This is a genomic window from Streptomyces aurantiacus (assembly GCF_027107535.1).
Classification (GTDB): Bacteria; Actinomycetota; Actinomycetes; order Streptomycetales; family Streptomycetaceae; genus Streptomyces.
Window position 1 is genome coordinate 2890041 of sequence record NZ_CP114283.1, and the last position, 20415, is coordinate 2910455.

The 20415-nt window shown below is 70.6% G+C and carries 20 protein-coding genes; 19 read left to right on the forward strand and 1 reads right to left on the reverse strand.

Going from position 1 to position 20415, the window contains the following annotated elements:
• Positions 1-29: 29 nt before the first annotated feature.
• From aroC to nusB, 7 genes are all read left to right on the forward strand, one after another.
• Positions 30-1214 carry a chorismate synthase gene (gene aroC / locus O1Q96_RS14525; RefSeq protein WP_269248558.1) on the forward strand — a complete coding sequence of 395 codons (1185 nt, stop codon included), beginning with the start codon at positions 30-32 and terminating at the stop codon, positions 1212-1214.
• Positions 1211-1726, forward strand: a complete 516-nt coding sequence (locus O1Q96_RS14530) for a shikimate kinase (RefSeq protein WP_269248559.1) — start codon at positions 1211-1213, stop codon at positions 1724-1726. Before aroC ends, O1Q96_RS14530 begins: the two co-directional genes overlap by 4 nt.
• On the forward strand, positions 1723-2814 hold the full coding sequence (gene aroB, locus O1Q96_RS14535) for a 3-dehydroquinate synthase (protein ID WP_269248560.1): 1092 nt from the start codon (positions 1723-1725) through the stop codon (positions 2812-2814). Before O1Q96_RS14530 ends, aroB begins: the two co-directional genes overlap by 4 nt.
• A 166-nt stretch (positions 2815-2980) precedes the next feature.
• Entirely contained in the window at positions 2981-3898 is a 918-nt protein-coding gene (locus O1Q96_RS14540; RefSeq protein ID WP_269248561.1) for a Pro-rich N-terminal domain-containing protein, read from the forward strand.
• Between the two features lie 176 nt (positions 3899-4074).
• The gene (locus tag O1Q96_RS14545) at positions 4075-5181 is read left to right on the forward strand and encodes a M24 family metallopeptidase (protein ID WP_269248562.1); all 1107 of its coding nucleotides are present in this window, start codon (positions 4075-4077) and stop codon (positions 5179-5181) included.
• Positions 5182-5240: 59 nt separating this feature from the next.
• Positions 5241-5807: an elongation factor P gene (gene efp, locus O1Q96_RS14550; RefSeq protein ID WP_269248563.1), complete on the forward strand. Its 567-nt coding sequence runs from the start codon at positions 5241-5243 to the stop codon at positions 5805-5807.
• A gap of 2 nt (positions 5808-5809) precedes the next feature.
• A complete protein-coding gene (gene nusB / locus O1Q96_RS14555) occupies positions 5810-6244 on the forward strand; it encodes a transcription antitermination factor NusB (RefSeq protein ID WP_217457087.1) in 435 nt (144 codons plus the stop codon).
• Between the two features lie 248 nt (positions 6245-6492).
• Here the strand turns inward: nusB and bldD are convergent, their stop codons facing one another.
• Positions 6493-6993 (reverse strand): transcriptional regulator BldD, encoded by a 501-nt coding sequence (gene bldD, locus O1Q96_RS14560; RefSeq protein WP_217457085.1) that lies wholly within the window; start codon positions 6991-6993, stop codon positions 6493-6495.
• 244 nt (positions 6994-7237) lie between these two features.
• Between bldD and pyrR the strand changes: the two genes are divergently transcribed.
• The 12 genes from pyrR (at position 7238) to coaBC (ending at position 20182) form a co-directional block, all read left to right on the forward strand.
• On the forward strand, positions 7238-7828 hold the full coding sequence (gene pyrR, locus O1Q96_RS14565) for a bifunctional pyr operon transcriptional regulator/uracil phosphoribosyltransferase PyrR (RefSeq protein WP_269248564.1): 591 nt from the start codon (positions 7238-7240) through the stop codon (positions 7826-7828).
• Between the two features lie 122 nt (positions 7829-7950).
• Entirely contained in the window at positions 7951-8928 is a 978-nt protein-coding gene (locus O1Q96_RS14570) for an aspartate carbamoyltransferase catalytic subunit (RefSeq protein ID WP_269248565.1), read from the forward strand.
• Between the two features lie 5 nt (positions 8929-8933).
• Positions 8934-10220 (forward strand): dihydroorotase, encoded by a 1287-nt coding sequence (locus O1Q96_RS14575; RefSeq protein WP_269248566.1) that lies wholly within the window; start codon positions 8934-8936, stop codon positions 10218-10220.
• Positions 10217-10819 carry a PH-like domain-containing protein gene (locus tag O1Q96_RS14580; RefSeq protein WP_269248567.1) on the forward strand — a complete coding sequence of 201 codons (603 nt, stop codon included), beginning with the start codon at positions 10217-10219 and terminating at the stop codon, positions 10817-10819. Before O1Q96_RS14575 ends, O1Q96_RS14580 begins: the two co-directional genes overlap by 4 nt.
• Positions 10816-11988: a glutamine-hydrolyzing carbamoyl-phosphate synthase small subunit gene (carA, locus tag O1Q96_RS14585; RefSeq protein WP_269248568.1), complete on the forward strand. Its 1173-nt coding sequence runs from the start codon at positions 10816-10818 to the stop codon at positions 11986-11988. Before O1Q96_RS14580 ends, carA begins: the two co-directional genes overlap by 4 nt.
• Entirely contained in the window at positions 11981-15289 is a 3309-nt protein-coding gene (gene carB, locus O1Q96_RS14590) for a carbamoyl-phosphate synthase large subunit (protein ID WP_269248569.1), read from the forward strand. Before carA ends, carB begins: the two co-directional genes overlap by 8 nt.
• Positions 15290-15356: 67 nt before the next feature.
• Positions 15357-16466 (forward strand): quinone-dependent dihydroorotate dehydrogenase, encoded by a 1110-nt coding sequence (locus O1Q96_RS14595; protein WP_269248570.1) that lies wholly within the window; start codon positions 15357-15359, stop codon positions 16464-16466.
• Complete coding sequence (gene pyrF / locus O1Q96_RS14600) at positions 16463-17311, forward strand: orotidine-5'-phosphate decarboxylase (RefSeq protein ID WP_269248571.1); 849 nt, start codon at positions 16463-16465, stop codon at positions 17309-17311. Before O1Q96_RS14595 ends, pyrF begins: the two co-directional genes overlap by 4 nt.
• Before the next feature lie 288 nt (positions 17312-17599).
• On the forward strand, positions 17600-17923 hold the full coding sequence (locus O1Q96_RS14605; RefSeq protein WP_005319887.1) for an integration host factor: 324 nt from the start codon (positions 17600-17602) through the stop codon (positions 17921-17923).
• A 38-nt stretch (positions 17924-17961) separates the two neighbouring features.
• Positions 17962-18555 carry a guanylate kinase gene (gene gmk / locus O1Q96_RS14610; protein WP_269248572.1) on the forward strand — a complete coding sequence of 198 codons (594 nt, stop codon included), beginning with the start codon at positions 17962-17964 and terminating at the stop codon, positions 18553-18555.
• Positions 18556-18604: 49 nt separating this feature from the next.
• A complete protein-coding gene (gene rpoZ, locus O1Q96_RS14615; protein ID WP_005319902.1) occupies positions 18605-18877 on the forward strand; it encodes a DNA-directed RNA polymerase subunit omega in 273 nt (90 codons plus the stop codon).
• 102 nt (positions 18878-18979) lie between these two features.
• On the forward strand, positions 18980-20182 hold the full coding sequence (gene coaBC, locus O1Q96_RS14620) for a bifunctional phosphopantothenoylcysteine decarboxylase/phosphopantothenate--cysteine ligase CoaBC (RefSeq protein WP_269248573.1): 1203 nt from the start codon (positions 18980-18982) through the stop codon (positions 20180-20182).
• Positions 20183-20415 lie beyond the last annotated feature (233 nt).

Consider the following 20415-nt stretch of genomic DNA (forward strand, 5'->3'; position numbering starts at 1 on the left):
GTACCAGGTCGCGAGTATGAGGAGATCCGTTGAGCAGGTTGCGCTGGCTGACCGCGGGGGAGTCCCACGGACCCGCACTTGTGGCGACGCTGGAGGGTCTTCCCGCCGGCGTGCCGATCACCACCGGCATGGTGGCGGATCACCTGGCCCGGCGACGCCTGGGTTACGGGCGCGGTGCGCGGATGAAGTTCGAGCGGGACGAGGTCACCTTCCTGGGCGGCGTGCGTCACGGTCTGACGCTGGGCTCGCCGGTCGCGGTGATGGTGGGCAACACCGAGTGGCCCAAGTGGGAGCAGGTGATGGCGGCCGACCCGGTGGACCCGCAGGTCCTGGGTGAGCTGGCGCGCAACGCCCCGCTGACCCGGCCGCGGCCCGGCCACGCCGACCTCGCCGGTATGCAGAAGTACGGGTTCGACGAGGCGCGGCCGATCCTGGAGCGGGCGTCCGCCCGGGAGACCGCGGCGCGGGTGGCACTGGGCGCGGTGGCCCGCTCGTACCTGAAGGAGACCGCCGGCATCGAGGTCGTCTCGCACGTGGTGGAGCTGGCCGCGGCGAAGGCCCCCTACGGCGTCCTGCCGACCCCCGCCGACGTCGAGAGGCTGGACGCGGATCCGGTGCGCTGCCTGGACGCGGACGCCTCGAAGGCGATGGTCGCGGAGATCGACCAGGCCCACAAGGACGGCGACACCCTCGGTGGTGTGGTCGAGGTCCTGGCGTACAACGTGCCGGTGGGGCTCGGCTCGCACGTGCACTGGGACCGGCGCCTCGACGCCCGGCTGGCGGCGGCGCTGATGGGCATTCAGGCGATCAAGGGCGTGGAGGTCGGCGACGGCTTCGATCTCGCGCGGGTGCCCGGCTCCAAGGCGCACGACGAGATCGTCCACACCGACGAGGGCATCCGGCGCACCTCGGGCCGCTCCGGTGGCACCGAGGGCGGTCTGACGACGGGCGAACTGCTGCGCGTACGGGCGGCGATGAAGCCCATCGCCACGGTCCCGCGGGCGCTGGCGACCATCGACGTGGCGACCGGCGAGGCGACCAAGGCGCACCACCAGCGCTCGGACGTGTGCGCGGTGCCGGCGGCGGGGATCGTCGCCGAGGCGATGGTTGCGCTGGTCCTGGCGGACGCGGTCGCGGAGAAGTTCGGCGGGGACAGCGTGCCGGAGACCCGGCGCAACGTCGAGTCGTACCTCGAGAACCTGGTCGTGCGATGACCGGTCCCACAGTGGTGCTGGTCGGCCCGATGGGAGTCGGCAAGTCCACGGTGGGGGCGCTCCTCGCGCAGCGGCTGGGCTGCCGCTACCGGGACACCGACGAGGACATCGTGGCCGAGCAGGGCCGCACCATCGCGGACATCTTCGTGGACGAGGGCGAACCGGCCTTCCGCGCCCTCGAGAAGCAGGCCGTGCGCCGGGCCCTGGCGGAACACGACGGCGTCCTTGCGCTGGGCGGCGGCTCCGTCCTCGACGCGGACACCCGGGCCCTGCTCGCCGGGCATCCCGTCGTGTATCTCTCGATGGACGTCGAGGAAGCCGTGCAGCGCACGGGGCTGAACGCGGCCCGGCCGCTGCTGGCGGTCAACCCGCGCCGGCAGTGGCGTGAGTTGATGGACGCCCGCCGTCACCTGTACAGCGAGGTCGCCGGTGCGGTGGTGGCAACCGACGGCCGTACCCCCGACGAGGTCACCCAAGCGGTCCTCGACGCACTGGAGTTGAAGGAAGCATGAGCGAGGCAGTGACGCGGATCCACGTCGGTGGCACGGCGGGCAGCGAGCCGTACGAGGTCCTGGTCGGCCGCCAACTGCTCGGAGAGCTGGGCGCGTTGGTGGGGGAGCGGGCCCAGCGCGTCGCGGTGATCCACCCCGAGGCGCTCGCCGAGACCGGTGACGCGCTGCGCGCGGACCTCGCCGGTCAGGGCTTCGAGGCCGTAGCCATCCAGGTGCCCAACGCGGAGGAGGCCAAGACCGCCGAGGTCGCCGCCTACTGCTGGAAGGCGCTCGGGCAGTCCGGCTTCACCCGCACCGACGTGATCGTCGGCGTCGGCGGCGGCGCCACCACCGACCTGGCCGGGTTCGTCGCCGCGACCTGGCTGCGCGGAGTGCGCTGGATCGCCGTGCCGACGACCGTGCTGGCCATGGTGGACGCCGCGGTCGGCGGCAAGACCGGCATCAACACCGCCGAGGGCAAGAACCTCGTCGGCGCCTTCCACCCGCCCGCCGGCGTGCTGTGCGACCTGGCCGCCCTGGACTCTCTGCCGGTCAACGACTTCGTGTCGGGGCTCGCCGAGATCATCAAGGCGGGTTTCATCGCCGACCCGGAGATCCTCGAGCTCATCGAGGCCGACCCGCAGGGCGCCCGTACCCCCGCCGGGCCGCACACCGCCGAGCTCATCGAGCGCTCCATCAAGGTCAAGGCCGAGGTCGTCTCGTCCGACCTGAAGGAGGCCGGGCTGCGGGAGATCCTCAACTACGGCCACACCCTCGCCCACGCCATCGAGAAGAACGAGCGCTACCAGTGGCGGCACGGCGCCGCGGTGGCGGTCGGCATGCACTTCGCGGCGGAACTGGGCCGTCTGGCGGGGCGGCTGGACGACGCGACGGCGGACCGGCACCGCACGATCCTGGAGTCCGTCGGGCTGCCGCTGGCCTACCGCTACGACCAGTGGCCCAAGCTCCTGGAGACCATGAAGGTCGACAAGAAGTCCCGCGGCAACCTGCTCCGCTTCATTGTTCTGGACGGCCTGGCCAAGCCCACCGTCCTGGAGGGCCCCGACCCGGCGGTACTCCTCGCCGCCTACGGCGAAGTGGGCGAATAGCGCCCGCGGGCGACACCTGGGGCGATGTGCCTTACGCGGACGGGCACTTCGGGCCGTCCCCGGCCGTTCACCAAACGGCGCCCGGGGACGGTACCGTTCGGTAGGGGAGCGGGGCTGGTGTCTCGCTGCCAGCGCCCATTGCCTGTACGAGACGGAGTGGCACCGGATGCAGCACGCAGTGGGGCCTCCGCTGCCGCCGCCCCACCAGCAGGGGCACGGACCGGCCGCGGGCTGGTCCGGGGCCGCGCAACACACGGGACCGCACCACCCGGGTACACACGCGGGCCCGCACCCGGGACCGGCGCAGGTGAACCCGCCCGCGGGTCCGCCGCCCGGTTTCGCCGGAGCGCCGACCGGGCCCGCCGCCCCGCACCCGCCGGGTCATCCGCCCGCGCCGCACCACACGATCCCGCACCACGCTCCCGCACCGCCGACGCCGGACACCACGGGCCACGTACAGCTGCCGCCGGGCGGCCCCGTCCCGATGCCGAGCGCGCCGCCCGCGACCGGCACCCCCGACCCGACGTCCACGACGCTCGCCGTGCTGCTCATCGGGCCCGCGGGCGCGGGCAAGACCAGCGTCGCCAAGTACTGGGCGGACCACCGCCGGGTGCCCACCGCGCACATCAGCCTGGACGACGTGCGTGAATGGGTGCGCTCGGGTTTCGCCGACCCGCAGTCGGGGTGGAACGACGGCTCGGAGGCGCAGTACCGTCTCGCCCGCCGCACCTGCGGCTTCGCCGCCCGCAACTTCCTGGCCAACAACATCTCCTGCATCCTCGACGACGCCGTCTTCCCCGACCGGCCCGTCGTGGGCCTCGGCGGCTGGAAGCGGCACGTCGGACCCGGCCTGCTGCCGGTCGTCCTCCTGCCGGGCCTGGAGATAGTCCTGGAGCGCAACGCCGAGCGCTCCGGAAACCGCCGTCTCAGCGACGAGGAAGTGGCCCGCATCCACGGCAGGATGGCCGGCTGGTACGGGTCGGGCCTGCCGATCATCGACAACTCCCAGCTCGACGTACCGCAGACGGCCCGGGTCCTGGACGACGTACTGGCGAGGTCCATCGCAAGCCCGCCCCAGTGGTAGGGAACTTCCGGGGGAGCTGAGTCCGGCCCATCAGGGACGCGGGGAACTGCGCGACAGACCCCCGCAGCCCCGCACCCGGAGAACAGCCTCCGGCCGGACCCCGTCCTCCGTTCGGCTCCCGCCCACTCGGCCCCACTCGACCGGCGCTCCCCGGGCACAGCTCCTACGCTCGTCCCATGTCCGAGGTGTACGAGGCCCGCCGAGCGCGGCTACGGGAACGCTGCAACGCGAGCGGCAGTGTCGCGGCGCTGATCTCCCGCCCCGCCAACGTCCGATATCTCACGGGCGCGGCACCGCACGACGCCGTTCTCCTGCTGGGCAAGACCGAGGACCTGCTCGTGTACGGCGCTCCCCCCGAGACCGCGGCCGGTGAGGGCCGTCCGGACGAGGGCCTGCGGATTCACGCGCTGCCGAGCCCCGGGGGCGACCCCGCCGTCGCCGCCGCGGATCTCGCCGCGGCCCAGGGCGCCGACTCCCTCGCCGTGGAGGAACACCATCTGACCGTGAGCCGGCACCGGGCGATCGTCTCGGTGGCACCCCGGCTGCGCCTCGGCGACCTCGGCGGAGCCGTCGAACAGCAGCGCGTGATCAAGGACGAGGAGGAGATCTCCTGCCTGCGCATCGGCGCCGAGATCGCCGACCAGGCCCTGGGGGAACTCCTCGAGTCGATCCTGGTGGGCCGCACCGAACGGCATCTCGCGCTGGAGCTGGAACGCCGCCTGGTCGACCACGGAGCCGACGGGCCGGCCTTCCGGACGTCGGTCGGCACGGGCCCGAACTCCGGGCGCCGCGGCCACCGGCCCACCGACCGACGGGTCGAGGAAGGGGATTTTCTCTCCGTCTGCCTCGGAGCGGCCTACCGCGGATACCGCGGTGAGATCGGCCGTACCTTCGTCATCGGCACCTCGCCCGCCGACTGGCAGATCGAGCTGTACGACCTCGTCTTCGCATCCCAGCGGGCCGGCCGGGAGGCCCTGGTGCCCGGCGCCGCCTACCGTGACGTGGACCGCGCGGCCCGCCAGGTACTGGACTCCGCGGGGTACACGGAGGGCCTCCCTCCGCTGACCGGACACGGCGTGGGGCTCGAAATCGACGAGGACCCGCAGTTGGCCCCCGCGGCCATGGGTAAACTGGACGCTTGCGTGCCGGTCACCGTCGAACCGGGGGTCCACCTCCCGGGACGGGGCGGCGTCCGGATCGATGACACGCTCGTCGTGCGCCCCGAGGCGGACGGCGGACCCGAGCTACTCACCATCACGACCAAGGAACTGCTCGCGCTCTAGCTTCGAGCCGTGCGCGTGCCACCGGGGTCGTCCACGTCAGTCCAGGAGATTCCGCAACCGTGGCTTCCACGAACGACCTCAAGAACGGCCTGGTGCTCAAGCTCGACGGGGGCCAGCTCTGGTCCGTCGTCGAGTTCCAGCACGTCAAGCCCGGCAAGGGCCCGGCCTTCGTGCGCACCAAGCTGAAGAACGTGCTTTCCGGCAAGGTCGTCGACAAGACGTTCAACGCCGGCGTCAAGGTCGAGACGGCCACTGTCGACAAGCGCGACATGCAGTTCTCGTACATGGACGGCGAGTACTTCGTCTTCATGGACATGGAGACCTACGACCAGCTCATGGTCGACCGCAAGGCCGTCGGCGACGCCGCCAACTTCCTGATCGAGGGCTTCACCGCCACCGTGGCGCAGCACGAGGGCGAGGTGCTCTTCGTCGAGCTGCCGGCCGCCGTCGAGCTCGTCGTCCAGGAGACCGAGCCCGGTGTCCAGGGCGACCGCTCCACGGGTGGCACCAAGCCCGCCATCCTGGAGACCGGCCACCAGATCAACGTGCCGCTCTTCATCACCACCGGCGAGAAGATCAAGGTCGACACCCGCTCCAGCGACTACCTCGGCCGGGTGAACAGCTAACCGTGGCTGCCCGCAATACGGCCCGCAAGCGCGCCTTCCAGATCCTCTTCGAGGGTGACCAGCGCGGCGTGGACGTCCAGACGGTCCTCGGGGACTGGATCCGGCACTCCCGGTCCGACACCCGGCAGCCGCCGGTGAGCGAGTACACGATGCAGCTGGTCGAGGGCTACGCGACCTACGCGAAGCGCATCGACGAGCTCATCTCGCAGTACGCCGTCGACTGGACGCTCGACAGGATGCCGGTCGTCGACCGCAACATCCTGCGCCTCGGTGCCTACGAACTGATCTGGGTGGACGAGACCCCGGACGCGGTCGTGCTCGACGAGGCGGTGCAGCTCGCCAAGGAGTTCTCCACGGACGAGTCGCCCGCCTTCGTGAACGGCCTGCTCGGCCGCTTCAAGGAGCTCAAGTCCTCGCTGCGCCGGGACGACGTCTGACCCTCGGCGCTCCGCGCGCTCCGAAGTGACGCGCGGGTCGTCCTGGGCCGGTACGCGCAGGTCCTCGCGCCCTTGGGCGCGGACACGCACCATAGAGAACGCCGGAGGGCCCCCAGCCTCGCGCTGGGGGCCCTCCGGCGTTCCTGTGCGTCCGAGGCCCCGGAGGCCCGCAGAAAGCCGCCGGGGTGGCCGGAACCACTTGGTTGCGGCCACCCCGGCGGCACGTTTCTTCTCAGTGCTGGTGCGGGTCAGCCCTCGTCGTGGGAGACCGCGCGGCGCGCGTCCGCGTCCAGGACGCCCCAGCTGATCAGCTGCTCGGTGAGCGTCGAGGGCGACTGGTCGTAGATGACGGCGAGTGTGCGCAGGTCGTCCTGGCGGATCGACAGCACCTTGCCGTTGTAGTCGCCGCGCTGGGACTGGATCGTCGCCGCGTAGCGCTGCAGGGGACCCGCCTTCTCGGCCGGCACGTGGGCCAGCCGCTCCAGGTCCAGCACCAGCTTCGGCGGCGGCTCGGCCGCTCCGCCCGGCGTGGTGCCCGGGAGCAGCTCCTGCACGGGCACGCCGTAGAAGTCCGCCAGCTCCGCGAGACGCTGTACGGTCACGGCGCGGTCGCCGCGCTCGTACGAACCGACCACGACCGCCTTCCAGCGGCCCTGGGACTTCTCCTCGACGCCGTGGAGGGAAAGGCCCTGCTGGGTACGGATGGCGCGGAGCTTGGCCCCGAGCTGTTTGGCGTATTCGCTGGACATATGGCTCCCCGGACACGGTGTCGACGTGCGGCTCGGCCGCGCGGCTGGTGACTCACTGTGAGGTTACGCAGCGTGACTCTGCCTCGTCAAGCCGAATGGTCCGGACCGGCCTCTCCGCGCAAGGGGGTGACGCCCGGGACGAGGGTGGTGATCAGGGGCATTGCCGGGCTGGTACCGTTGATGGCGCAATTCCGACGTCCTTTAATGATCCGTCCCGTGAGGCGGAGAAGGGGGTCCGTTTCGTATGGACACTGATCAGCAGAAGCAGCAGTACGAGTCCGATGCGCGGCCCGTACTGGAAGCACCCGACATCGCTCGGGTACTGACCCGCATCGCCCACGAGATCGTCGAGCGCGCCAAGGGTGCCGACGACGTGGTGCTCCTCGGCATCCCGACCCGGGGCGTCTTCCTGGCCCAGCGGCTCGCCGCCAAGCTCCAGGAGATCACCGGCCGCACGATCCCGGTCGGCTCCCTCGACATCACCATGTACCGCGACGACCTGCGCATGCATCCGCCGCGCGCGCTGGCCCGTACCGACATCCCCGGTGACGGGATCGACGGACGGCTGGTCGTCCTCGTCGACGACGTGCTCTTCTCCGGCCGCACCATCCGCGCCGCCCTCGACGCGCTGAACGACATCGGCCGCCCGCGCGCCGTGCAGCTCGCGGTCCTCGTCGACCGCGGTCACCGCGAACTCCCGATCCGCGCCGACTACGTCGGCAAGAACCTCCCCACGTCGTTGCGGGAGACGGTCAAGGTCCAGCTCGCCGAGGAGGACGGTCGCGACACCGTCCTGCTCGGTGTGAAGCAGACCGCCCCGGGCGGGCAGCAGTAGCACCCGGCCGTACGGCCCCGCCGTACGCCGCGTCCACGCGCCCCCCCGCCTGCCCGGCCGTGCCTCCAGGGCACACCCAGGGCGCCGCTTCCCGACCTGAACTGCCTTACGGAGCCTGAAAGATGCAGCGTCATCTCATCTCGGCCGCCGACCTCACCCGCGACGACGCCGTCCTGATCCTCGACACCGCCGAGGAGATGGCCCGGGTCGCCGACCGGCCGATCAAGAAACTGCCGACCCTGCGCGGCCGCACCGTCGTCAACCTCTTCTTCGAGGATTCGACCCGGACCCGGATCTCCTTCGAGGCCGCCGAGAAGCGCCTCTCCGCCGACGTCATCAACTTCACCGCCAAGGGGTCCAGCGTCTCCAAGGGCGAGTCCCTGAAGGACACCGCCCAGACGCTGGAGGCGATGGGCGTCGACGCCGTCGTCATCCGGCACGGCGCATCCGGAGCGCCGTACCGCCTCGCGACGTCCGGCTGGATCGACGCCGCCGTCATCAACGCCGGGGACGGCACCCACCAGCACCCCACCCAGGCGCTGCTGGACGCCTTCACGATGCGGCGCCGGCTCGTCGGCCGGGACGCGGGCCTCGGCCAGGACCTGGCCGGCAAGCGCATCACGCTGGTCGGCGACATCCTGCACAGCCGCGTGGCCCGCTCGAACGTCGACCTGCTCCACACCCTCGGCGCCGAGATCACCCTCGTGGCCCCGCCGACCCTGGTCCCCGTAGGCGTCGAGACCTGGCCCTGCGAGGTCTCGTACGACCTCGACAGCACGCTGTCCAAGTCCGACGCGGTGATGCTGCTGCGTGTCCAGCGCGAGCGGATGAACGCGGCGTTCTTCCCCACCGAGCGCGAGTACTCGCGGCGCTACGGGCTCGACGGCGACCGCATGGCGCGGATGCCCGAGCACGCCATCGTGATGCACCCCGGCCCGATGGTCCGCGGTATGGAGATCACCGCCGAGGTCGCCGACTCCGACCGCTGCACGGCGATCGAGCAGGTCACCAACGGTGTCTCCATCCGGATGGCCGTGCTCTATCTGCTGCTCGGCGGCAACGAACCCGCCGTCACCCACACCCGTACCGAGGAGAAGTAAGACTCATGGGCAAGATCCTTATTCGTGGTGCGCGGGTGCTCGGTGGCGAGCCGCAGGACGTCCTGATCGACGGCGAGACCGTCGCCGCCGTCGGTGCCGGCCTGTCCGCCGAGGGCGCCGAGGTCGTCGAGGCCGACGGCAAGGTGCTCCTGCCGGGGCTCGTCGACCTGCACACCCATCTGCGCGAGCCCGGCCGCGAGGACTCCGAGACGGTCCTGACCGGCACGCGCGCCGCCGCGAGCGGCGGCTACACGGCCGTCTTCGCGATGGCCAACACCTTCCCGGTCGCCGACACCGCCGGCGTCGTCGAGCAGGTCTACCGGCTCGGCCGGGAGCACGGCTACTGCGACGTGCAGCCCATCGGAGCCGTCACCGTCGGCCTGGAGGGCAAGAAGCTCGCCGAACTGGGCGCGATGCACGAGTCCGCCGCCGGCGTCACCGTCTTCTCGGACGACGGCAAGTGCGTCGACGACGCCGTGATCATGCGACGCGCGCTGGAGTACGTGAAGGCCTTCGGCGGCGTCGTCGCCCAGCACGCGCAGGAGCCCCGCCTCACCGAGGGCGCCCAGATGAACGAGGGCATCGTCTCCGCGGAACTCGGGCTCGGCGGCTGGCCCGCCGTGGCCGAGGAATCGATCATCGCCCGGGACGTGCTGCTCGCGGAGCACGTCGGCTCCCGCGTCCACATCTGCCACCTCTCGACCGCGGGCTCCGTCGAGATCGTGCGGTGGGCCAAGTCGCGCGGCATCGACGTCACCGCCGAGGTCACCCCGCACCACCTGCTCCTCACCGAGGAGCTGGTGCGCTCGTACAACCCCGTCTACAAGGTCAACCCGCCGCTGCGCACCGAGCGCGACGTGCTGGCCCTGCGCGAGGCGCTCGCCGACGGCACGATCGACATCGTCGCCACCGACCACGCCCCCCACCCGCACGAGGACAAGGACTGCGAGTGGGCCGCCGCCGCCATGGGCATGGTGGGCCTGGAGACCGCGCTCTCCGTCGTCCAGCAGACGATGGTCGAGACCGGGCTGCTCGACTGGGCCGGCGTCGCGGACCGCATGTCCCTCAAGCCCGCCGAGATCGGCCGGGCGCAGGGGCACGGCCGTCCCGTCTCGGCAGGTGAGCCCGCCAACCTCACGCTGGTCGACACGGCATACCGTGGTGAGGTGGACCCCGCGGGCTTCGCATCGCGCAGCCGCAACACTCCGTACGAGGGTCGTGAGCTGCCGGGCCGTGTCACGCACACGTGGCTGCGGGGCAGGGCCACGCTCGTCGACGGGAAGCTCGCGTGACATCACTCACCCCCCTTGCAGCGGAGATCGCAACCGACCTCGCAGTCGAACAGAAGTCCGCGGAAGTGACCGACTGGGCCGCCCGGATCGGCTGGCTCGTCGGCCTCGTCCTGTTCGTCGCGCTCGTCTATTGGCTGATGCGCGAGGGCTGGAAGTGGCGCGGCACGCTGCAGGGCGACCTGCCCGAGCTGCCCGGCGCGCCGGAAGAGCCCGGTGACGCCAGACTGACGGTGCTGTCGATGAGCGGCCGCTACCACGGTTCGACCACCGCCGGTCAGTGGCTCGACCGCATCGTGGCGCACGGTCTGGGCACCCGCAGCCGGGTCGAGCTGACACTGACGGACGCGGGACTGGACGTCGTACGGCCCGGAGCGGCCGACTTCTTCGTCCCGGCCGAGCGGCTGCGCGAGGCCCGGCTCGACAAGGGCATCGCGGGCAAGGTCCTCACCGAGGGCGGTCTGCTCGTCGTCACCTGGGAACACGGCGACAGGCTGATCGACTCCGGGTTCCGCTCCGACCGCGCGGCCGAGCACAACGAATGGGTCGACACCCTGAACCACATGATCGACAAGAGCAGCGACACGGAAGGCGCACGATGACGACCTCCATTGAGGGGACCGCCTCGCAGAGGCAGAAGGCGGCTCCCGCCGTACTCGTCCTGGAGGACGGCCGGACCTTCCGCGGCCGTGCCTACGGGGCCGTGGGGGTGACGTTCGGGGAGGCGGTGTTCTCCACCGGCATGACCGGCTACCAGGAGACCCTCACCGACCCGTCGTACCACCGGCAGGTCGTCGTGATGACCGCCCCGCACGTCGGGAACACCGGCATCAACGACGAGGACATGGAGTCCCGGAAGATCTGGGTCTCCGGATACGTCGTACGCGACCCCGCGCGCGTGCCCTCCAGCTGGCGCTCCCGGCGCACGCTGGACGACGAGCTGGCCGCGCAGGGTGTCGTCGGCATCAGCGGCATCGACACCCGCGCGCTCACCCGCCACCTGCGCGAGCGAGGCGCCATGCGCGTCGGCATCTTCTCCGGCGGGACCCTGCCCGACGACGCCACCATGCTGGCCGAGGTGCGCCGGGCTCCCGAGATGAAGGGCGCCAACCTCTACGAGGAGGTGGCCACCGAAGAGGCGTACGTCGTCCCCGCGATCGGCGAGAAGAAGTACACCGTCGCCGCCGTGGACCTCGGCATCAAGGGCATGACCCCGCACCGCATGGCCGAGCGCGGCATCGAGGTGCACGTGCTGCCCGCCACCGCGACCGTCGAGGAGATCTACGCGGTCGCCCCGGACGGCGTGTTCTTCTCCAACGGCCCCGGCGACCCGGAGCAGGCCGAGCACCCGGTCGCCCTGATGCGTGCCGTGCTGGAGCGGAAGACGCCCCTGTTCGGCATCTGTTTCGGCAACCAGATCCTCGGCCGCGCCCTCGGCTTCGGCACCTACAAGCTCAAGTACGGGCACCGGGGCATCAACCAGCCCGTGCAGGACCGTACGACCGGCAAGGTCGAGGTCACCGCGCACAATCACGGCTTCGCCGTCGACGCGCCGCTCGACAAGGTCTCGGAGACCCCCTACGGGCGGGCCGAGGTCAGCCACGTCTGCCTGAACGACCAGGTCGTCGAGGGGCTGCAGCTGCTCGACCAGCCCGCGTTCAGCGTCCAGTACCACCCCGAGGCGGCAGCGGGCCCGCACGACGCCGCCTACCTGTTCGACCGCTTCACGTCTTTGATGAACACCGTCCTGATGGAGGGCCAGCGTGCCTAAGCGCTCCGATATCCAGTCCGTCCTGGTCATCGGCTCCGGCCCGATCGTCATCGGTCAGGCCGCCGAGTTCGACTACTCCGGGACCCAGGCCTGCCGCGTCCTCAAGGCCGAGGGCCTGCGGGTCATCCTCGTCAACTCGAACCCGGCGACGATCATGACCGACCCGGAGATCGCCGACGCGACGTACGTCGAGCCGATCACCCCCGAGTTCGTCGAGAAGATCATCGCCAAGGAGCGGCCCGACGCGCTGCTGCCCACCCTGGGCGGCCAGACGGCCCTCAACACCGCCATCTCCATGCACGAGCAGGGGGTGCTGGAGAAGTACGGCGTCGAGTTGATCGGCGCCAACGTCGAGGCGATCAACAAGGGCGAGGACCGCGACCTCTTCAAGGGCGTCGTCGAGGCCGTCCGCGCGAAGATCGGCCACGGCGAGTCCGCCCGCTCGGTCATCTGCCACTCCATGGACGACGTGATCGCGGGCGTCGAGACGCTCGGCGGCTACCCGGTCGTCGTCCGCCCCTCCTTCACCATGGGCGGCGCCGGCTCCGGCTTCGCGCACGACGAGGAGGAGCTGCGCCGGATCGCCGGCCAGGGCCTTACGCTCTCGCCGACCACCGAGGTGCTCCTGGAGGAGTCCATCCTCGGCTGGAAGGAGTACGAGCTGGAGCTGATGCGCGACAAGAACGACAACGTCGTGGTCGTCTGCTCCATCGAGAACTTCGACCCGATGGGCGTCCACACCGGCGACTCGATCACCGTGGCGCCCTCGATGACGCTGACCGACCGCGAGTACCAGCGCCTGCGTGACATCGGCATCGCGATCATCCGCGAGGTCGGCGTCGACACCGGCGGCTGCAACATCCAGTTCGCGGTCAACCCGGACGACGGCCGCATCATCGTCATCGAGATGAACCCGCGTGTGTCGCGCTCCTCGGCCCTCGCGTCGAAGGCGACCGGGTTCCCGATCGCCAAGATCGCCGCCAAGCTGGCCGTCGGCTACACCCTTGACGAGATCCCGAACGACATCACGGAGAAGACCCCGGCGTCCTTCGAGCCCACGCTCGACTACGTCGTCGTCAAGGCCCCGCGATTCGCCTTCGAGAAGTTCCCCTCGGCCGACTCGACACTGACCACGACCATGAAGTCGGTCGGCGAGGCCATGGCGATCGGCCGCAACTTCACCGAGGCGCTGCAGAAGGCGCTGCGGTCGCTGGAGAAGAAGGGCAGCCAGTTCACGTTCGTCGGCGAGCCCGGCGACAAGGCCGAACTGCTGGCCGAGGCCATCCGGCCGACCGACGGGCGCATCAACTCCGTCATGCAGGCCATCCGCGCGGGCGCCACGCCCGAGGAGGTCTTCGAGGCGACGAAGATCGACCCGTGGTTCGTGGACCAGCTGTTCCTGATCAAGGAGCTCGCGGACGGGCTGGCCGCCGCCGACAAGCTGGACCCGGAGCTGCTCGCTGAGGCCAAGCGCCACGGCTTCTCCGACGTCCAGATCGGCGAGATCCGCGGGCTGCGCGAGGACGTCGTGCGCGAGGTGCGGCACGCGCTGGGCGTACGCCCGGTCTACAAGACGGTCGACACCTGCGCCGCCGAGTTCGCGGCGAAGACGCCGTACTTCTACTCCTCGTACGACGAGGAGACCGAGGTCGCGGCCCGCGAGAAGCCCGCGGTGATCATCCTCGGCTCCGGCCCCAACCGCATCGGCCAGGGCATCGAGTTCGACTACTCCTGTGTCCACGCCTCCTTCGCGCTGAGCGACGCGGGCTACGAGACAGTGATGGTCAACTGCAACCCCGAGACCGTCTCCACGGACTACGACACCTCCGACCGGCTGTACTTCGAGCCGCTCACGCTGGAGGACGTGCTGGAGATCGTCCACGCGGAGACGCTCGCCGGCCCGATCGCGGGCGTGATCGTCCAGCTCGGCGGACAGACCCCGCTGGGCCTCTCCCAGGCGCTCAAGGACAACGGCGTCCCGGTCGTGGGCACGCCGCCCGAGGCGATCCACGCCGCCGAGGACCGCGGCGCCTTCGGTCAGGTGCTCGCGGAGGCCGGGCTTCCCGCGCCGAAGCACGGCACGGCCACGACGTTCGCCGGGGCCAAGGCCATCGCGGACGAGATCGGCTACCCCGTCCTCGTCCGGCCCTCGTACGTCCTCGGCGGGCGCGGCATGGAGATCGTGTACGACGAGGCACGGCTGTCCTCGTACATCGCCGAGTCCACCGAGATCAGCCCCTCCCGGCCGGTCCTGGTCGACCGCTTCCTGGACGACGCGATCGAGATCGACGTGGACGCGCTGTACGACGGCCACGAGCTGTACCTCGGCGGGGTCATGGAGCACATCGAGGAGGCCGGTATCCACTCCGGCGACTCGGCCTGCGCGCTGCCCCCGATCACGCTCGGCGGCTTCGACATCAAGCGGCTGCGGGCCTCGACCGAGGCCATCGCCAAGGGCGTCGGCGTGCGCGGACTGATCAACATCCAGTTCGCGATGGCCGGCGACATCCTGTACGTCCTCGAAGCCAACCCGCGCGCCTCGCGCACCGTCCCCTTCACCTCGAAGGCGACCGCGGTGCCGCTCGCCAAGGCCGCCGCCCGGATCTCGCTGGGCGCGACCGTCGCCGAACTGCGCGCGGAAGGCCTGCTGCCGGCCGTCGGCGACGGCGGTGAACTGCCGCTGGACGCGCCGATCTCCGTCAAGGAGGCCGTCATGCCGTGGTCGCGTTTCCGCGACATCCACGGCCGCGGCGTCGACACGATCCTCGGCCCGGAGATGCGCTCCACCGGCGAGGTCATGGGCATCGACTCGGTGTTCGGCACGGCGTACGCCAAGTCCCAGGCCGGCGCCTACGGGCCGCTGCCGACCAAGGGCCGCGCCTTCATCTCCGTCGCCAACCGCGACAAGCGCTCGATGATCTTCCCGGCGCGTGAACTCGTCGCCCACGGCTTCGAACTGCTCGCCACGTCCGGCACGGCCGAGGTGCTCAGGCGCAACGGCATCAACGCCGTCGTCGTGCGCAAGCAGTCCGAGGGCGAGGGCCCGAACGGCGAGAAGACGATCGTCCAGCTCATCCACGAGGGCGAGGTCGACCTCATCGTCAACACGCCGTACGGCACCGGCGGCCGCCTCGACGGCTACGACATCCGTACCGCGGCCGTCGCCCGCTCCGTGCCGTGCCTGACGACGGTCCAGGCGCTCGCCGCCGCCGTCCAGGGCATCGACGCGCTCAACCACGGCGACGTGGGCGTGCGTTCACTGCAGGAACACGCCGAGCATCTGACCGCGGCCCGCGACTAGCAGCCCTGAGGGGGACACCGGAAACGGTGTCCCCCTCTCTGTGAGGCTGCGTAAGGACAAACTGATCATGTACAAGCTCTTCTTCCGGCTCGTCTTCCAGCGGATGGACCCGGAGCAGGCCCACCACCTGGCCTTCCGCTGGATCCGGCTCGCCGTCCGCGTGCCCGTCCTGCGGACCTTCGTCGCCGCCGTGCTCGCGCCCCGTCACAAGGAGCTGCGCACCGAGGCGTTCGGGCTGCGCATGCACGGCCCCTTCGGACTCGCGGCGGGCTTCGACAAGAACGCCGTGGCCATCGACGGGATGTCGATGCTCGGCTTCGACCACGTCGAGATCGGCACCGTCACGGGGGAGCCGCAGCCCGGCAACCCGAGGAAGCGGCTGTTCCGCCTCGTGCCGGACCGCGCGCTGATCAACCGCATGGGCTTCAACAACGAGGGTTCCAAGGCCGTGGCGGAGCGCCTGGCCTCCCGTACGCCCGTCTTCAGGACGGTCGTGGGCGTCAACATCGGCAAGACCAAGGTCGTCCCGGAGGCCGAGGCCGCCGCCGACTACGTGAAGTCCACCGAACGGCTGGCCGCGCACGCCGACTACCTCGTGGTCAACGTCAGCTCCCCGAACACGCCGGGCCTGCGCAACCTCCAGGCCACGGAGTCGCTGCGCCCCCTGCTGACCGCCGTCCGCGAGGCCGCCGACCGGACCGTGACCACGCGCCGCGTGCCGCTGCTCGTGAAGATCGCGCCCGACCTCGCCGACGAGGACGTCGACGCCGTGGCCGACCTCGCCGTCGAACTCGGCCTGGACGGGATCATCGCCACGAACACCACCATCGCGCGCGAGGGGCTCCGTCTGGAATCCGGACCCGCCCTGATCGAGGAGACCGGCGGACTCTCGGGCGCCCCCCTGAAGTCGCGCTCCCTGGAGGTGCTGCGCCGCCTCTACGCGCGCGTGGGGGACAGGATCACCCTCGTGGGCGTCGGCGGGATCGAGAACGCTGAGGACGCCTGGCAGCGCATCCTGGCCGGCGCCACGCTCGTCCAGGGCTACAGCGCGTTCGTCTACGAAGGCCCGTTCTGGGGCCGCGCGATCCACAAGGGCCTCGCCGCCCGCCTGCGCACCAGCCCGTACGCCACCCTCGCCGACGCGGTCGGCGCCGACGTAAGGAGCACGACGGTATGACCGGGTCATTCGGAGCGCGGCTGCGCCGTGCCATGGACGAGCGGGGGCCGCTGTGCGTCGGCATCGACCCGCATGCCTCCCTGCTCGCGGACTGGGGCCTGAACGACGACATCGCGGGCCTGGAGCGCTTCAGCCGCACCGTCGTGGAGGCACTGGCGGACCGGGTCGCCGTACTGAAGCCGCAGAGCGCGTTCTTCGAGCGCTTCGGGTCCCGCGGCGTGGCCGTGCTGGAGAAGTCCGTCGAGGAGGCGCGCGCGGCCGGGGCGCTGGTCGTCATGGACGCCAAGCGCGGTGACATCGGCTCCACCATGGCGGCCTACGCCGCCGCCTTCCTCGAGAAGGGCTCCCCGCTCTTCTCGGACGCGCTGACCGTCTCGCCGTACCTCGGTTACGGGTCGCTGAAGCCGGCGGTCGAGCTCGCGCGGGCGAGCGGCTCCGGTCTGTTCGTGCTCGCCCTCACCTCCAACCCGGAGGGTGCCGAGGTGCAGCACGCGGTACGCCCCGAGGACACCGCCCTGCGGAACGTGGGCGCGACCGTGCTGGCCCATCTCGCCGAGGAGAACGCGGGGGAGGAGCCGATGGGCTCCTTCGGCGCGGTCGTCGGCGCCACGCTCGGCGATCTGTCCTCCTACGACCTGGACATCAACGGACCGCTCCTCGCCCCCGGGATCGGCGCCCAGGGGGCGACCCCGGCCGACCTTCCCCGGGTCTTCGGCGCGGCGGTGCGCCAGGTGGTGCCGAACGTCAGCCGGGGTGTTCTGCGTCACGGACCCGACATCGCCGCGCTACGCGCGTCATCGGATCTCTTCGCGGAGGAGATCAGGGCGGCGGTCGGGACCGCGTAACGCTCTGGGCAGGAGTCCTCGGAGCGTCCCGCGTCTGAATACATCCTCAAATCCGGGCCGTTTTGTCGTAAATGTCGGACTCGATGGAGGCTGACCAGGACTTTTCCGCTGTTCTCGCTGACTCCGGCGGACTTGCCCGCTAGTCTCCGACGAGTGGGAGCACCCCCCGCGCTCTCAGTGGAGCGGGGGAGGACGGGCAAGAGCGTTGCTCGTTGCTCCCCAGGTGTGGGGCGACTAGGTTCCTCACCGGTCCGTATCCGACAGTTCGACATCCGAGGTGACGTAGGCGTGGCTCTTCCGCCCCTTACCCCTGAACAGCGCGCAGCCGCGCTCGAAAAGGCCGCCGCGGCTCGCCGGGAGCGGGCCGAGGTCAAGAATCGACTCAAGCACTCCGGCGCCTCCCTTCACGAGGTCATCAAGCAGGGTCAGGAGAACGATGTCATCGGCAAGATGAAGGTCTCCGCTCTCCTCGAGTCCCTGCCGGGCGTGGGCAAGGTCCGCGCCAAGCAGATCATGGAACGACTCGGGATCTCCGAAAGTCGCCGTGTGCGGGGTCTCGGCTCCAATCAGATCGCCTCCTTGGAGCGCGAGTTCGGCGGCGGCGCCGCCTGACGTTCTCGGGCACCCCCGAGAACCTGGATAATCGGTGCATGGCTGCAACACCCCGGGGGACGACCCCCGTACCCCCGGACGTACGTCCGCGGCTGACCGTGCTCTCCGGCCCCTCAGGGGTCGGCAAGAGCACGGTCGTCGCCCATATGCGCAAGGAACACCCCGAGGTCTGGCTCTCGGTGTCGGCGACGACCCGAAAGCCGCGCCCCGGGGAGAAGCACGGCGTCCACTACTTCTTCGTCAGTGACGAGGAGATGGACAAGCTGATCGCCAACGGCGAGCTGCTCGAATGGGCGGAGTTCGCGGGCAACCGCTACGGGACTCCGCGCACGGCCGTGCTCGAACGGCTGGAGTCCGGTGAGCCGGTCCTCCTGGAGATCGACCTCCAGGGAGCCCGGCAGGTCCGCGAGTCCATGTCGGACGCCCTGCTGGTGTTCCTGGCTCCTCCCTCCTGGGAGGAGCTCGTGCGCCGGCTCACCGGGCGGGGCACCGAGCCGCCCGAGGTGATCGAGCGCCGGCTGGAGGCCGCCAAGATCGAGCTGGCGGCCGAGCCGGAGTTCGACGAGACCCTGGTCAACACCTCTGTCGAGGACGTGGCGCGCGAGCTGCTAGCCTTGACGGAAGTTGTTTGATCTTTCAGGTCACCTTTAAGGTCAATTTCCACCTTTCGGAAGGCAGAGCGTGTCCTCTTCCATCACCGCGCCCGAGGGCATCATCAACCCTCCGATCGACGAGCTCCTCGAGGCAACCGACTCGAAGTACAGCCTCGTGATCTACGCGGCCAAGCGTGCCCGCCAGATCAACGCGTACTACTCGCAGCTCGGTGAAGGTCTCCTTGAGTACGTCGGTCCCCTCGTCGACACGCACGTCCACGAGAAGCCGCTCTCCATCGCCCTGCGCGAGATCAACGCGGGTCTGCTGACGTCGGAGGCCATCGAGGGCCCGGCTCAGTAATATTTTCAGCTTGCGGTTCGTTCATCCACAGGCCCGGCAGTACGACTGCCGGGCCTGTGGTGTGTGATGGAGGCGTACGTTTTCCGAGGTCCGGGGAGAGACGTGGACAAGCCGAAGGTCGTCCTGGGGGTCAGCGGCGGCATCGCCGCCTACAAGGCGTGCGAGCTGCTGCGCCGGCTGACCGAGTCGGGGCACGACGTGCGCGTCGTGCCGACCGAGTCCGCGCTGCACTTCGTCGGCGCCGCGACCTGGTCCGCCCTCTCGGGCCATCCCGTCTCGACCGAGGTCTGGTCGGACGTGCACGAGGTGCCGCACGTGCGCATCGGGCAGGCGGCCGACCTGGTCGTCGTCGCCCCCGCCACCGCGGACATGCTGGCGAAGGCGGCCCACGGCCTGGCCGACGACCTCCTCACGAACACCCTGCTCACCGCCCGCTGTCCGGTCGTCTTCGCGCCCGCCATGCACACCGAGATGTGGGAACACCCGGCCACCCAGGAGAACGTGGCGACGCTGCGCCGCCGGGGTGCCGTCGTCATCGACCCCGCCGTGGGGCGCCTGACCGGCGTGGACACGGGCAAGGGGCGCCTGCCGGACCCGTCGGAGATCTTCGAGACCTGTCGCCGGGTGCTCGCGCGGGGGGCGGCCGAGCCGGACCTCGCCGGCCGGCACGTCGTCGTCAGCGCGGGCGGCACTCGTGAGCCGCTCGACCCGGTCCGCTTCCTCGGCAACCGTTCCTCCGGGAAGCAGGGGTACGCCCTCGCGCGCACCGCCGCGGCCCGGGGCGCCCGGGTCACGCTGATCGCCGCGAACACCCAGATGCCGGATCCGGCGGGTGTCGACGTCATCCAGGTCGGGACCGCCGTGCAGTTGCGCGAGGCCGTGCTCAAGGCGGCCCCGGACGCCGACGCCGTGGTGATGGCCGCGGCGGTGGCCGACTTCCGGCCTGCTGCATACGCGGCGGGAAAGATCAAGAAGAAGGACGGCCGGGAACCGGAGCCCATCGTTCTCGTTCGTAATCCGGACATCCTCGCGGAGATCTCGGCGGAGCGTGCCCGCTCGGGCCAGGTGGTCGTCGGCTTCGCCGCCGAGACCGACGACGTCCTGGCCAACGGCCGGACGAAGCTCCGCCGCAAGGGCTGCGACCTCCTCGTCGTCAACGAGGTCGGGGAGCGCAAGACGTTCGGCTCCGAGGAGAACGAGGCGGTCGTGCTGGGCGCCGACGGAAGCGAGACACCCGTGCCCCACGGGCCCAAGGAAGCACTGGCCGAAACCGTGTGGGACCTCGTGGTGCGCCGCTTCGGGTGAACGTCTCATTCGCTCCAGGAGACCCCTCGAAACCGGCGCACAAGGGTGTGGGAACCTGGCGGAGACGGTTCATCGTGTCGCAGAATGCCCGTGCCGCAGGTCACAGCGCTTCCGAGAGGCGAGACAGTGGCCCTGTGGCGGAGTGCGACCGATAAACTGTTCTCGGACGACGCCGGGCGCAGCTCCCGGCCGTCCGCCAATGATCAGCCAGCAGCCGCTGCAACCCCAGGGAG

Coding starts and splice junctions, on each gene's coding strand:
- O1Q96_RS14530 (WP_269248559.1), top strand. CDS start 1,211: ATGACCGGTCCCACAGTGGTGCTGGTCGGCCCGATGGGAGTCGGCAAG.
- aroB (WP_269248560.1), top strand. CDS start 1,723: ATGAGCGAGGCAGTGACGCGGATCCACGTCGGTGGCACGGCGGGCAGC.
- O1Q96_RS14540 (WP_269248561.1), top strand. CDS start 2,981: ATGCAGCACGCAGTGGGGCCTCCGCTGCCGCCGCCCCACCAGCAGGGG.
- O1Q96_RS14545 (WP_269248562.1), top strand. CDS start 4,075: ATGTCCGAGGTGTACGAGGCCCGCCGAGCGCGGCTACGGGAACGCTGC.
- bldD (WP_217457085.1), bottom strand. CDS start 6,993: ATGTCCAGCGAATACGCCAAACAGCTCGGGGCCAAGCTCCGCGCCATC.
- pyrR (WP_269248564.1), top strand. CDS start 7,238: ATGGACACTGATCAGCAGAAGCAGCAGTACGAGTCCGATGCGCGGCCC.
- O1Q96_RS14570 (WP_269248565.1), top strand. CDS start 7,951: ATGCAGCGTCATCTCATCTCGGCCGCCGACCTCACCCGCGACGACGCC.
- O1Q96_RS14575 (WP_269248566.1), top strand. CDS start 8,934: ATGGGCAAGATCCTTATTCGTGGTGCGCGGGTGCTCGGTGGCGAGCCG.
- carA (WP_269248568.1), top strand. CDS start 10,816: ATGACGACCTCCATTGAGGGGACCGCCTCGCAGAGGCAGAAGGCGGCT.
- O1Q96_RS14595 (WP_269248570.1), top strand. CDS start 15,357: ATGTACAAGCTCTTCTTCCGGCTCGTCTTCCAGCGGATGGACCCGGAG.
- pyrF (WP_269248571.1), top strand. CDS start 16,463: ATGACCGGGTCATTCGGAGCGCGGCTGCGCCGTGCCATGGACGAGCGG.
- gmk (WP_269248572.1), top strand. CDS start 17,962: ATGGCTGCAACACCCCGGGGGACGACCCCCGTACCCCCGGACGTACGT.